The 12,954-nt window shown below is 69.6% G+C and carries 10 protein-coding genes; 3 read left to right on the top strand and 7 right to left on the bottom strand.

The genetic code is table 11. The annotated features are described in order from the left end of the window. Nucleotides 1-11: 11 nt before the first annotated feature. Complete coding sequence (locus ACTIF1_RS21990) at nt 12-2,177, bottom strand: glycosyltransferase (RefSeq protein WP_439598594.1); 2,166 nt, start codon at nt 2,175-2,177, stop codon at nt 12-14. 228 nt (nt 2,178-2,405) lie between these two features. On the opposite strand from ACTIF1_RS21990, the gene ACTIF1_RS21985 reads away from it, so the two are divergent. Further along, nucleotides 2,406-3,110 (top strand): hypothetical protein, encoded by a 705-nt coding sequence (locus ACTIF1_RS21985; protein WP_439598593.1) that lies wholly within the window; start codon nt 2,406-2,408, stop codon nt 3,108-3,110. Nucleotides 3,111-3,137: 27 nt separating this feature from the next. On the opposite strand, the gene ugpC is transcribed toward ACTIF1_RS21985, so the two are convergent. The 5 genes from ugpC to ACTIF1_RS21960 form a co-directional block, all read right to left on the bottom strand. Then, nucleotides 3,138-4,208 (bottom strand): sn-glycerol-3-phosphate ABC transporter ATP-binding protein UgpC, encoded by a 1,071-nt coding sequence (gene ugpC, locus ACTIF1_RS21980; RefSeq protein ID WP_439598592.1) that lies wholly within the window; start codon nt 4,206-4,208, stop codon nt 3,138-3,140. Between the two features lies 1 nt (nt 4,209). Continuing rightward, entirely contained in the window at nt 4,210-5,112 is a 903-nt protein-coding gene (gene ugpE, locus ACTIF1_RS21975; protein WP_439598591.1) for a sn-glycerol-3-phosphate ABC transporter permease UgpE, read from the bottom strand. Next, complete coding sequence (ugpA, locus tag ACTIF1_RS21970; RefSeq protein ID WP_439598590.1) at nt 5,112-5,993, bottom strand: sn-glycerol-3-phosphate ABC transporter permease UgpA; 882 nt, start codon at nt 5,991-5,993, stop codon at nt 5,112-5,114. The genes ugpE and ugpA overlap by 1 nt, the downstream gene beginning before the upstream one ends. A 73-nt stretch (nt 5,994-6,066) precedes the next feature. Next, on the bottom strand, nt 6,067-7,404 hold the full coding sequence (gene ugpB / locus ACTIF1_RS21965; RefSeq protein ID WP_439598589.1) for a sn-glycerol-3-phosphate ABC transporter substrate-binding protein UgpB: 1,338 nt from the start codon (nt 7,402-7,404) through the stop codon (nt 6,067-6,069). Between the two features lie 98 nt (nt 7,405-7,502). Then, a complete protein-coding gene (locus ACTIF1_RS21960) occupies nt 7,503-8,714 on the bottom strand; it encodes an FAD-dependent oxidoreductase (protein ID WP_439598588.1) in 1,212 nt (403 codons plus the stop codon). Nucleotides 8,715-8,909: 195 nt separating this feature from the next. Between ACTIF1_RS21960 and ACTIF1_RS21955 the strand changes: the two genes are divergently transcribed. Together ACTIF1_RS21955 and ACTIF1_RS21950 are read left to right on the top strand one after the other, a co-directional pair. Beyond that, nucleotides 8,910-11,147 (top strand): TonB-dependent receptor, encoded by a 2,238-nt coding sequence (locus tag ACTIF1_RS21955; protein WP_439598587.1) that lies wholly within the window; start codon nt 8,910-8,912, stop codon nt 11,145-11,147. A 28-nt stretch (nt 11,148-11,175) separates the two neighbouring features. Then, a complete protein-coding gene (locus tag ACTIF1_RS21950) occupies nt 11,176-12,411 on the top strand; it encodes a RhtX/FptX family siderophore transporter (protein WP_439598586.1) in 1,236 nt (411 codons plus the stop codon). A gap of 116 nt (nt 12,412-12,527) precedes the next feature. Here ACTIF1_RS21950 and ACTIF1_RS21945 read toward each other — a convergent pair. Next, on the bottom strand, nt 12,528-12,954 hold a 427-nt coding region (locus ACTIF1_RS21945), incomplete at its 5' end, for an IS5 family transposase (RefSeq protein ID WP_439598585.1).

Genomic DNA, 12,954 nt, shown 5'->3' with positions numbered 1-12,954 from the left:
GCCGGCCGGGCTCAGCCCTCCGCGCGTTCCAGCGCGCCGAGACGCGCCGCCAGGTCATCCTCCCGGCACAGCATCAGCCTGATGAGGCCGGCGCCCACCACGCGGTGAAAGCGGTCACCCAGCGGCACGCCGTCGCCATTGTCGAAATCCACCGCAAGCCCGCCGGCGCCGGCCTCCGCCTGCAGCACGCAGCGGATGGTCTCGCCGGGCTGCAGGGTGAGGCCGCGCCAGGGTTCCGCGCGGCGGCCGCGGCCGCGCAGACGCAGCGCGAGCGGCCGGGGCGGCGCGCGCAGCTCCAGCACCAGGCGCATCGGCGTGCCTTCCGGCTGGTCCATGGGCAAGGCGAGGGTGGCGATGCCGTCGCGCATCCAGACGCCCCAATCCTCCTGCCACCACCAGGCCAGGCCCTCCCGCACCCGTTCCGCCCAGGCCATGGCGCGGGAGGGCAGGCCATCGCCGCGCCAGCCCATCGGCAGGTGCCGCCCCAGGGGGAGCAGCTGCGGCAGATCCGGCGGGTCGGCGGGATCCGCGAGGGCTTCCAGCACCTCCCGTGCCGCATCGGGCCAGTCGCGCCGGGCGGCGCCGCGGTCGATGCGGGATTCCAGCGCCGCACGCTGGGCCGGGTCGGTCAGCATCATCTCCAGCTTGGCGACGAGGTCCGGCTCATCCTGGGGGGCGAAGAAGACCGCGCCGGGGGCGCCGGCCTCCAGCAGTCCGGAATGGGCGGGGATCACGGCGAGCTTGCCGGCGGCCAGGCTCTCGCTGACCGGCAGGCCCCAGCCCTCGTGGAAGGAGTTGTAGACGGTAAACAGGCAGCGCCCGTAGAGGCCGGCGAGCGCCAGGTCGGAGACGCCCGATTGCACCGTGACCTTGCGCCTCAGGTCGGGCGAGCCCTCCAGCAGCGCCAGCGCCGCCTCCGCCCGCCAGCCCGGGCGGCCGACGCAGACCAGCCGCGGCACGCGATCCGCGCCCAGCCGGCGGATCAGCGAGAGCCAGGCCTGGAACACCATCAGGTGGTTCTTTCGCGACTCCAGCGTCGCGACGAACAGGACGAAGTCCTCGCCGGGGCGGGGGGTGCGCAGGGCCTCGGCGGCCTGGGCGGCGGCGACGGGGGAGGCGCCGGCCTCGGCGGCGAGGCGGATCAGGCCCGCGGGCGCGACCGGGCCGAGCGGCGCGGCGAAGCGGGCATGGTCGGCGATGGTGGCCCGCGAATTGGCCAGGATGCCATCCGCATGCAGCGACAGCGCGGCGAACCAGCGGGCATAGAGGCGCACCGTCAGGTCCAGGCAATGCTCCGGCATGGCGAGCGGCACGCAGTCATGCACGAAGGCGACGTAGCGAATCGGCGTCGTGGCGCGCAGCCGGCGCAATCCCCGGAAATACTCCTGGACGCCCCAGGCATTGCCGAGGGAGCAGAGGGTGCAGCCGGCGACGATCGGGGCATCCGGCCGCGCATCGGGGGCGACCAGGGCCGCGGTGGCGGCGCGCCAGGCGGGATCATCGTCCCGCCCACCGATGCGGGCCAGGGCGAGAACGCGGCGGAAGCCGGCCTCCTCGACATGCCACCAGCGCCAGGTGCCGCCATCGAAGGCCACCAGGATGACATTGGCCGGCCGCTGCGGGCTGGCCAGCAGGGCGCCGAGGATGCCCATCTGGACGCGCTGGATGCCGGTGGGCGTGCGGGCGGCGCGCAGATAGTCCAGCAGGTCCGTGACATCGAAGGCGAGCTGGGTCGGCGGGCCGGTCGGGCGGGGCGGTGGCGCCTGGTAGGGGTCCTCGGGCGGGGGCTCCGTGCGGTGGCGCAGCAGGGCGACGATATGGCGCAGGTCGGCGCTGCCCGGCGCCAGCGCCAGGGCGCGGGCCAGGGCCTCCGCCGCCTCCCGCCCCCGGCCCAGGTTGCGCAGCACATGGCCGGCCTGCAGCACCGGGTCCGGATCGTCGGGCGCCAGCATGGCGGCGTGCCGGTAATGCGGCAGCGCGCCTTCGGGGTCGCCCTGCTCCTTGCGGGTATGGCCAAGCTGGACATGGATCTGCCAGTGGCGCGGTCGCTCGGCCAGGTATTCCCGATAGGCGGCCTCGGCCCCCGCCCAGTCCCGCGCATCGCGCAACGCGTCGCCGCGGGCACGGATCGCCTCCGGGCTCGGGGGGAGGGGGGCGTCGGACGGGTCCGCATCCATCTGCTGAGGCTCCTCTGCGCCCTGTTCCTAACGCATGCCTCTTCCTGAGGGAAATCGGGAAAGCGACCCGCGGGATGCGATGACGGCGCCGCTTTCGTTTGGCTATCGTCGTGAAATCAGATCCTGGAATCGAGCGCGACGGTGGCGGAGGAGAGGGTTGCGGAGAGGGGGGCGGCGACCGCCCAGGCGCCGGCGAAATGGGCCGGGGGCTGGTCGATCGATCGGCTGATGACGGTCCTGGCCGTGGTCAGCGCGGCGGTCTCCGCGCTGGCCGCCGTGGCATCGTCCTATTTCTCCCATGAGGGGCGGGACCAGGCCTATCGGGCCGTGGTCTTCACCTCGCAGATCGAGGCAGCGACGTCCCTCATCGCCGGCGGGCAGCAGCTGCTGACGCAGGCGGAGGGGATGGTCGAGCTCATCGACGAAGCACTCGGCCTGGCCGAGCCCTGGCTCCAGCTGCATTTGCGGGACGGACCCGTCTCGGTCATGGAGGTGCAGGCCCTGCGCGACCGGATCAACCCGGTCCTGAGGGATGTCGGGAAGGCGCTGGAGACGATGGAGCGCCTCATGGAAGCCCACCACGCGACGCAGATCCGGATGCTGCTGATCTTTCCGCGTGAGGTCGTCGCCCCGCTTCTGTCGCTTGCCCGCGGCCTCGCGGCGGCGCGCCCCCGTGCCGAGGTCTTCCATCGCTGGTCGCGCGACATGGCGGATGCCGTCCTTGCGGACGACGAGGCAGGGATGCGCCGGGCGCTCGACCAGATCGCCCCGATGCGCCGCGAACTGGCGGAGGGGAAGGTGGCGCTGGAACGGCAGGCCGAGGCCGGCGACGAGGCGGCAGAGGCCATTGCCGCCTACCTCGGCGCCCACCGATTTGCGGTGCCTGGGGCGCCCGCGGGCCCGGCATCCGGAAGCCGCGCCCGGCCGCACTGACGAGCAAGGCTGCGGCCCGTCAGGGCCTCAGGCCGGGTCGATGCGCCGGCCGGTGGCGCCGTCGAAGACGTGGAAGGCGTCCCAGGGCAGGATCACGGGCAGCACGCTGCCGATATCGCTGGCCGGGATCGGCAGGCGTGCGGTCAGCACCTCCCCACCCCGGACGGTGCCGTGGATCACGGTCTCGGAGCCCAGCGGCTCCACCAGATCCACCGCCAGGTCGAGGCCGCCCTGGCCGAGCTGGATGTGTTCGGGGCGGATGCCGAGGGTGAGCGGCATGCCGGCCTGCCCGGCGCGGGGCCCTTCGGGGAAGCCGATGGTGAGCCCGGCCTTCAGCGCGGCCGCGCCGCCGCCCGGCTCCAGCGTGGCGGCCATGAAATTCATCGCCGGGGAGCCGATGAAGCTGGCCACATAGGTATCCGCCGGCCGGCCCCAGACCTCCATGGGGGAGGCGACCTGCGCGGCGCGGCCCTGGTGCATCACCACCAGCCGGTCGCCCAGCGTCATCGCCTCCACCTGGTCATGCGTGACGAAGAGGGATGTGACGCCGAGGCGCTTCTGCAGGCGGCGGATCTCGGCGCGCATCTGCACGCGCAGCTTGGCGTCGAGGTTGGACAGCGGCTCGTCGAACAGGAACAGCTTCGGCTCGCGCACCACGGCGCGGCCCATGGCGACGCGCTGGCGCTGGCCGCCCGAGAGCTGGCGCGGCTTGCGGTCCAGCAGCGGCCCGATCTCGAGCATCTGTGCCGCCTCATCCACCCGGCGCTTGATCTCGGCCGTGCTCATGCCGCGGATCTTCAGGCCATAGGCCATGTTCTCGAAGACCGACATGTGGGGGTAGAGCGCGTAGTTCTGGAAGACCATAGCGATGTCGCGATCCGCCGGTTCCAGCGCCGTGACGTCGCGGCCATCGATGCGCACCTCGCCCGAGGAGGCGGTTTCCAGCCCGGCCACGATGCGCAGCAGCGTCGACTTGCCGCAGCCCGAGGCGCCGACCACGACGATCATCTCGCCATCGGCGACCTCGAGGTCGATGCCATGCAGCACCTGGGTGGCGCCGAACTGCTTCTTCACGGAGTTCAGGGTGAGCGTGGCCATCTTACTTCTCTGTCTCCGTCAGGCCCTTCACGAACCAGCGCTGCATGAACACCACCACTGCCACGGGCGGCAGCATGGCGAGCACGGCGGTGGCCATGATGATGTTCCATTCATTCTGCGCGTCGCCATTGCCGATCATCTTGGTCATGCCGACGACTACGGTTTCCAGATCACGGTCGGAGACGATGAGCAGCGGCCAGAGGTACTGGTTCCAGCCATAGATGAACAGGATGACGAAGAGCGCCGCGATATTGGTGACCGACAGCGGCAGCACGACATCCTTGAAGAAGCGCAGCGGCCCGGCGCCGTCGATCTTCGCGGCTTCCACGTATTCGTCCGGGATGGTCAGGAAGAACTGGCGGAACAGCAGCGTCGCGGTGGCGCTCGCGATCAGCGGCACCACCAGCCCGGTCATGGTGTTGATGAGGCCGAGATTCACCATGACCTCGAAGGTCGGGATGATGCGGACCTCCACAGGGAGCATGAGCGTAATGAAGATCAGCCAGAAGGCGATCATGCGGCCGGGGAAGCTGAAGAAGACCACGGCATAGGCCGAGAGCAGGGAGATCGCGATCTTCCCCACCGCGATCAGCACCGCCATGTTCAGGCTGTTCCACAGCATCACCCAGGCGGGGACGGAGCGCGTGGTGCGCGTGGCCTCGCCGCCCGTCATCCAGGCGGAGACGTAGTTGGAAATGCCGAGATTGCCGAACCACAGCGGCACGTCGCCGCGGCCGATGGTCGAGGCATCATGCGTCGAGCCCACCAGCGTCAGCCAGATCGGGAAGGCGAAGATCAGCACGCCGAGGGTCAGCGTGACATAGGCGATCCAGCGGTTGCGCGCATTGCGGCGCAGCGTGGCGCGGGCGAGGCGGTCCGCCTCGAGGTCCATGGTGGCGGACATCAGTAATGCACCTTCCGCTCGATGAAGCGGAACTGAACTGCGGTCAGCAGGATGACGATCACCATCAGGATCACGCTCTGCGCGGCGGAGGAGCCGAAGTTCAGGTTCTGCACGCCGTCCACGTACACCTTGTAGATCAGCGTCGTCGTCGCCTGTCCTGGGCCGCCGCCAGTCAGCGCGTGGATCGTGCCGAAGGTGTCGAAGAAGGCGTAGACGATGTTGACCACCAGCAGGAAGAACGAGGTCGGGGCCAGCAGGGGAAAGATGATGGTCCAGAAGCGGCGCATCGGCCGCGCGCCGTCGATCGCCGCCGCCTCCAGCACCGATTTCGGGATCGACTGGAGGCCTGCCATGAAGAAGATGAAGTTGTAGGAGACCTGCTTCCAGGCGGCCGCCAGGATCACCAGCAGCAGCGCCTGGTCGCCGTTCAGCTTGTAGTCCCAGGGCAGGCCGAGGCCGTTCAGCATGCGGCCGAAAAGCCCGATCTGCGGGTGGAACATGAACAGCCACAGCACCGCGGCAATCGCCGGCGCCACCGCATAGGGCCAGATCAGCATGGTCTTGTAGGCATTGGCGCCGCGGATCGCCTTGTCCGCCTGCACGGCCAGATACAGCGCCGCGCCGAGCGCCAGGAAGGCGACGGAGGAGGAGAAGATCACCGTGGTCCAGCCGGAGGCCAGGTAGTTCGGATCCGCCAGCACATCCGCGAAGTTCTCGAGGCCCACGAATTCGCGCGACAGGCCGAAGGCATCCTCCCGCAGGAAGGAGCCGTAGATGGCCTGGCCCGCCGGCCAGAAGAAGAAGACGCCGGTGATGAGGAGCTGCGGCAGCAGCAGCAGCCAGGGCAAGGCGACGCCCTTGAAGATGACCTTCTTCCGCAACCCTTGGTCCCCCATCAAATGCCAAAGGGGTGGGCACGCGGCCCACCCCCCGGGTCATCCTACCGCTTTGGCATCAGCCGCCGCGATTCGCACGCTCGAAGTTGCGCAGCACCGCATTGCCGCGCGTCGTCATGGCCGTCAGCGCCTGTTCAGGCGTCTGCTGGCCCTGCAGCGCCTTCTCCATCTCCTCCTGCATGATGACGCGGATCTCGACGAAGCCGCCAAGGCGGATGCCGCGGGTATTCTCGGAGCTCGCGCCGCGCAGCATCTGCTCAATCGGCACCTCGGCGCCGATATTGGCGGGCTGGGTGTAGAAGCCGCTGGCGCGGGCGGATTCGAAGCCGCTGCGGGTGATCGGCAGGTAGCCGGTGTCCATGTGCCACTTGCCGGCCACATCCGGGCGGGCGGTGAAGGCGAAGAACTCGGCGATGCCGCGCAGTTCCGCCGCGCTGCGCTGCGCATTGGGGCCGCGGTTCATCACCCAGAGGCTGGCGCCACCGATGATGGCATTGGCCGGCTGCGTGCCCTCATAGGTGGGCAGCATGGCCACGCCCCAGTCGAAGCGCGCCTCCCGCTGCACCCGGGCGCGGAAGCCGGAGGAGGTCATCATGATTGCGCATTCGCCGTTCGGGAACAGCGCCTCGCCGGCATTGTCGCGGCCGCCCCAGCGGAACATGCCGTCCTTCTGCCAGTTCACCAGGTTGGTCAGGTGGCGCAGCACCAGCGGGTTGTTCACCCGCAGCTCCGCATTGGCGCCGCCAAAGCCGTTGCCCTGGGTGGCGAGGGGGATGTTGTGGATGGCGCTGAACTGCTCCAGGTGCAGCCAGGTCGGCCAGGCGGTCGACATCGGGCAGGCATGGCCGGAGGCCTTGAGCGCGGCCAGCGCCTGGCCCACGCCTTCCCAGGTGGTCGGGAACTGGTCGGGGTTCAGGTTGGCGCGGCGGAAGGCGTCCTTGTTATAGTAGACGATGGCCGTGCTGCTGTTGAAGGGCATCGCCATCTGCCGGCCATCGGCGGCGGCGTAGTAGCCGCGCACGCCGGGCAGGAAGTCGTCGAAGTTGATGTTGACGCTGGTCTGCGTCAGCAGCTCATGCGTCGGGATGATGGCGCGGCCGGCATTGATCATGGTGCCGGTGCCGACTTCGAACATCTGCACCAGATGCGGCGCCTGGCCGGCGCGGAAGGCGGCGATGGCGGCGACCATCGTCTCCGGATAGCTGCCGCGGAAGGTCGGCACGATGCGGTACTGGGTCTGGCTGCCGTTGAAGTCGGAGACCAGCCGCTCCAGCAGCCCGCCGAGGGGCTGCGAGAGGCCGTGCCAGAACTGGATCTCGGTCGGCGCTTGTGCCTGGGCAGGGCCGATCAGGCCAGCGAGCGCAACGGCGCCCGCCATGAGGGTGCGGCGGAACATGGGCAGATCTCTCCCCGTGAAGGTGACGGCGGGCTCTAGACGGCCTGCGTTGCGGGGATTTTACAGTTTTATGTCAGTTGGGTGAAGGGGACGAATCCTCACATGATCCGGCTGGCCGCCCGCAGGCCGGAGATCATGGAGGAGCGCAGCAGATGCTCCCGCGCCTTCACCGGATCCGCCGCCGTGGCCTGCAGATTGGCGAGCAGTTCGGCCCGCTTCGCCGGATCCGTCTCCCGCATCCGGGCACGGTTGCGGTCGGCCTGGGCGATGATCTCCTGCGCCGCGATCGGCTGGCGCCGGCGGGTGTAGCGGTCGAGCAGGCTGTCCTCGGCCTCCCCGCGCCAGACCGGCGCCAGGGTCTCGGCCAGTTCCATCGCATCCTGGATGCCGCCATTCATGCCCATGCCGCCGGAGGGCGAGTTCAGATGCGCCGAATCGCCGGCCAGCAGCAGCCGGCCGATGCGGTAGGTTTCGACGATGCGCTGATGGATCCGGTAGGGCCGCAGGTCCGGCACCTCATAGGGCGTGGACTTCGGATGGATCGCCTGCAGCTTGCGCTCGATGGCGGCGGGCTCCAGCGCCTGCTCGATGGTCTCGCCCGGGGCGGGGTAGAGGCTCGCGCGCCACTTTCCGGGCACGCGGAGCAGGGAGAAGGTGCCGGAGAAGGCCGCGTGCTGCGTCCAGAAGTAGTTGACGTTGGACAGCCCCTCGAAGACCTCGTGGAAGGGGAAGGTCGTGGTCGCCAGGATGGTGGTCTCGGGATAGGTATCGCCCGGGAATTCCAGCCCCATGGCGCGGCGGATGACGCTGCGGGCGCCGTCGCAGCCCACGGCATAGGGCGCCTCGAAGGTATCGAAGCCGGTGCCGGAGAGCGCGACATGGTCCGTCCCATGCACCACGGTGTCCAGCTTGGCGCCGAAGCGGACCTCCACCGTCCCCGCATGCTCCGCCGCCAGCTTCGCCAGGATGATCCGGGAGAGTTTCCACTGCTCGGCCTGCAGGCGGTAGGGGTGGGCGGTGTCGTCCTTCAGGACGGACAGGTCGAAGACCGCCCGCGCGCCATCCTCGTGCCGGCGGATCTGCCAGGTGGGCGTCACCAGCCCCTGCGCGATCAGCGGCGTGGCCACGCCCAGGCTGTCCAGCATGTCGAGGGAAGGGGGGTGGAAGGTGGAGGCCCGCAGCGCCTCCGAGATATCCTCTTCCGCCTCCAGCACCAGGCTCGGCAGGCCCATGGTCGCCAGCTTGAGGGCCAGCACCAGCCCTACGGGGCCGGCGCCGACGATGGCGATTCGGCGGTCGCGTTCACGCATGGGGCCGGGAGTCCTGACATCGCTGCGGGTTGACTTGTCCGGACAGGATAGCGGCGATGGGACCGGCCGGGGAGCCCGGGGGCAGGTGCGTCCCTGGTGCCACAGGGGCGGGGCAGGTGTCCCGGGCGGCCTTGCGTCGCATTGTTACTGATAATGACTCGCATTATCAGAGCCGCAGCAATCAGGAATCCCCGCATGTCGTCTGCGCCCCGCCGCGGCCCCGCCCGCCTCTCCCCGCTGCTCGCCCTGGCCGGCCTCGCCGCCCTGCCGGTCGCGGCCCAGGCCCAGGGCCCTTCCGAGGCGGAAGGCGCCCTGCTGCTGGGCGAGGTTTCCGTCACCGCCACCCGCGCGCCGCGCCCGGTGGAGCAGATCCCGCAGACGGTGCAGGTGATCGACCGCGCGGAGATCGAGCGCCAGCTCGCCTTCGGCAACAATCCCGCCGCCGCCATCTCCCGCCTGATCCCCGGCTTCTCCCAGACCACGGAGACCATCTCGGGCGCCTCGGAGACCTTCCGCGGGCGGGACGTGCTGGTGCTGCTGGATGGCGTGCCGCTGAACACGCCGCTGCGCGACGTCTCCCGCATCCTGGCGCTGATCGACCTCAATGCCATCGAGCGGATCGAGACGGTGGCCGGCGGCTCCTCCCTCTACGGCGCGGGCGCCACCGGCGGCACCATCAACCTCATCACCCGCCGCGGGACGGAGCCGGGGGTGCGCTTCACGGCCGATGCCTCCGTCCGCGCCTTCACCGCCAATCCGGGCCGTTCGATCCAGCCGCAGCTCTCGCTCGGCGCCAGCGGCCGCACCGATGGCGGCTTCGACTATGCCTTCACCGCCACGGGGCGGCAGACCAATGTCACCTATGACGGCGCGGGGCGGGAAATGCCGTCTGACGCGCTGCTCGGCCAGGGCGGCGGCGACCGCACGCGCTTCGGCAATTTCACCGGCCGCATCGGCTATGACATCGACGCGGCGCGCCGCATCGAGCTGAGCGGCACCTATATCAACCTGGAGCAGGACCCCAGCTACCTCACCACCTATACCGCCCCCCGCGCCGCCCCGGATTTCGGCACGGCCTATACCGGCGAGTCGGTCTATGAGCGCAGCGCCTCCGTCTCCGCCCGCTACACGGACCAGGACTTCGCCCTCGGCCGGCTTTCGGTGACCGGCTTCCACAACGACATCAACAAGCGCTTCAGCTATTCGCGCTACGCCTATCCGGCGAACAGCGTCGTCTACTATTCCGGCAACCCGTCCTCGCCGACCGATCCGGCGAACCAGACCACGCTGAACTCCGTGCGCTCCGGCCTCAATGTCACCGTCGACACGCCGCTGAGCGGTGTGATGGACGGGCTGCTGCTGACCTGGGGCGGCGATCTGGGGCGGGAACGCACCTCGCAGGAACTGCTCGACGGCCGCCAGGTCTTCTCGCCGCTGGAGCAGACCAGCACCGCCGCCTTCGGCCAGCTTCAGGTCCCGGTGGGGGACCGCCTGACGCTGCGCGGCGGCCTGCGCTATGAGCGCTTCGACCTGGATGTGGAGGATTTCACCCGGCCCACCGCCTATTACGGCGTCAGCCCCTCGGTCGGCTATGTGCTGCCCGCGCTGTCCGTCACCGGCGGCAGCTTCAGCTATGACGCGCTGACCGCCAATCTCGGCGCCAGCTTCCGCCTGAGCCCGACGGCGGAACTCTATGGCGGCTGGAGCCAGGGTTTTGCCTTGCCGGATGTGGGGTCCTTCACCCGCCGCGCCGGGCTTTCGCTGACCTATGCCTGCTCCACCGCGCGGCCGAACTGCCTGCCGGCCGGCACCCGCGTCTCCTACGCCTCCATCGCGCCCGAGGCGCAGCTGGTGGACAGCTACGAATTCGGCATCCGCCACCGCTCCGCCGACTTCAATGCGGGGCTGGTCGGCTTCGCCAGCACCTCGGATGAGGGCGTCACCTTCGACCCCGGCACCAACCGCATCTCGCAGCAGAAGGAGCTGATCTATGGCGTGGAGGCGCATGCGGACTATGCGCTGACGGCGAATTTCCGCCTGGGCGGCATGCTGACCTGGCGCGAGGGGCGCTACGATTCGAATGCCGACGGCAAGCTGGACGCGGCGCTGCCCAACAACCGCATCCCGAGCCCGATCCGCGGCGCGCTCAGCGGCACCTACAGCTTCGAGGGCGGCACCGTAATGCGGGTGGAGGGCGTGGCCTTCAGCGGCCGCAACGAGACCATCGACACCCGCGGCACCCGCTACAAGATCTCGCAGGGCGCCACCATGAACCTCAGCGCGGCGACGCCGATCGGCGGCGGGCAGGGCTACCTGGCCGTGGAGAACCTGTTCGACGCCGCCTACCAGAACCCCACCGCCAGCGCCGTGCGCAACCTGCCGGTGGAGTCGCTGGGCCGCGTCGTGACCCTCGGCTACCGGATCACCTTCTGACCATGGGCCCGCTGCAGGACCCGCGAGCATGAGCGGCGCGACCCTCGCCGAGCCCGGCCGGATCGGCCGCATGCGGCTCTTCGTGGTGCTGGCCGCGCTGTATCTGGCGCAGGCCATCCCGAGCTACCTGCTGGTGGCCGCCCTGCCGCCGATCATGCGGGAGGCGGGGGTCTCCCGCACCGACCTGTCGAACCTCAGCCTGCTGTTCCTGCCGCTGGTGCTGAAATTCCTCTGGGCGCCGCTGGTGGACCGGCTGCGCCCCTTCGCCCGCGCGCAGCGGGCGGGATGGGTGGTGCTGACGCAGATCGGCGTCATCCTCTGCATCCTGTCGCTGATCCTGGTCGGGCCGCGCGATGTCTGGAGCATCATCGCGATCGGCTTCATGACCTCGCTGCTGGTCTCGACGCAGGACATCGCGACCGATGGCTATGCGGCAAAGTACCTGCCGGTCGAGGATCGCGGCATCGGCAATGCGATCCAGGGCGGTTCCATCGCCATCGGCGTGGTGGTGGGCGGCACCTTGGGGCTGGTGCTGCATCATCACTACGGCTGGACGGCGATGCTGCTGACCATCGCCGCGATCTCCACCCTGCCACTGGCTGCGGCCTTCGCGATGCGGGAGCCGCCGCCGGGCCCGCTCGAATCGCGCAGCCTGCCCTCGCTGCGCGCCTTCCTGCGGCGGCGGGAGGCGCGGGCCATCCTCTGGATCGCGCTGCTCTACCGGGCCAGCGAGGGGCTGGTGAAGGCGCTGGAGGGCCCCTACCTGGTCGATGCCGGGGTGCCGCTGGACTGGATCGGCTATATCTCCGGCCTCTCGGCGGTGACCGCCGGCCTGGCGGGCACGGGCATTGCCGCCTGGATGGTGCAGAAGCGTGGCCTGTCCTTCACCCTGTCGCTGCTCGGCCATGCGCGCACGCTGTGCTTCCTGCTCTTCGCGCTGCATGCGGCGGGGCTGGTGGTGGGCTTCGTGCCGCTGTTCGGCGCGGCGGGCTTCCAGACGCTGATCCGCTACATGGAGATCGTGGCGCTCTACAGCCTCTTCATGGCGGTGGCCTCGCCGGAGCAGCCGGGCACGGACTTCACCGTGCTCGCCTGCGCCCAGCTCATCGTCTACATGGCCGGGTCCTTCATCGCCGGGCGGCTGGCCGATGCGGCTGGCTATACCGCGGTCTTCGGCCTGGCGACGCTGCTGTCGCTGGTCGCCGTGATCGGGACGCTGTTCCTGATCCGGCGCGCCAAGACGATGGCGGCGATCCCCGGCTAGAGCATTTTCAAGCCTTGCGGCTTCGCAAGGCGACTCGGAAAATGCGCTCAAGCAATAAGCCAGAGCCGCTTCGCCGTCTTCGCTGCCGGTGGAACGGCTCTAGGCTCCAGACTCATTCAGCACCAGCAGATGAGCACGGCGGCGATGGCGACGGCGGAGGCGAAGTTGTTGGCGAGCTTGTCGTATCGGGTGTGGATGCGCCGCCAGTCCTTCAGTCGGCCGAAGGTGCGTTCGATGGCATTCCGTGCCCGATAGGCGATGCGGTCGAACGAGTGGAACCGCTTGCGGGTCGGGTTGTTGGGGATGACCGGCTGGGTACCTCGCCCGACCAAGAAGGCCCGTAGGCCGTTGCTGTCGTACGCTGCGTCGGCCAGCAGCTTGTCCGGTGGTGGCAGGCCAGCGAGTAGGCCGTGGGCGGGACGCATGTCGCCCATCTGACCGGGCGTGACAGCGAAGGCGAGTGCACTGTTTGGTCCCGGGATGAGGTGGTGCGGGTTGATGGTGAAAGGCGACGAGTCTTTTGCCCATGCGTCGCAGATGGTC

It is taken from the genome of Falsiroseomonas sp. (assembly GCF_051860665.1).
Taxonomy (GTDB): Bacteria; Pseudomonadota; Alphaproteobacteria; order Acetobacterales; family Acetobacteraceae; genus Falsiroseomonas.
This window is presented reverse-complemented; position numbering and strand designations above follow the sequence as displayed.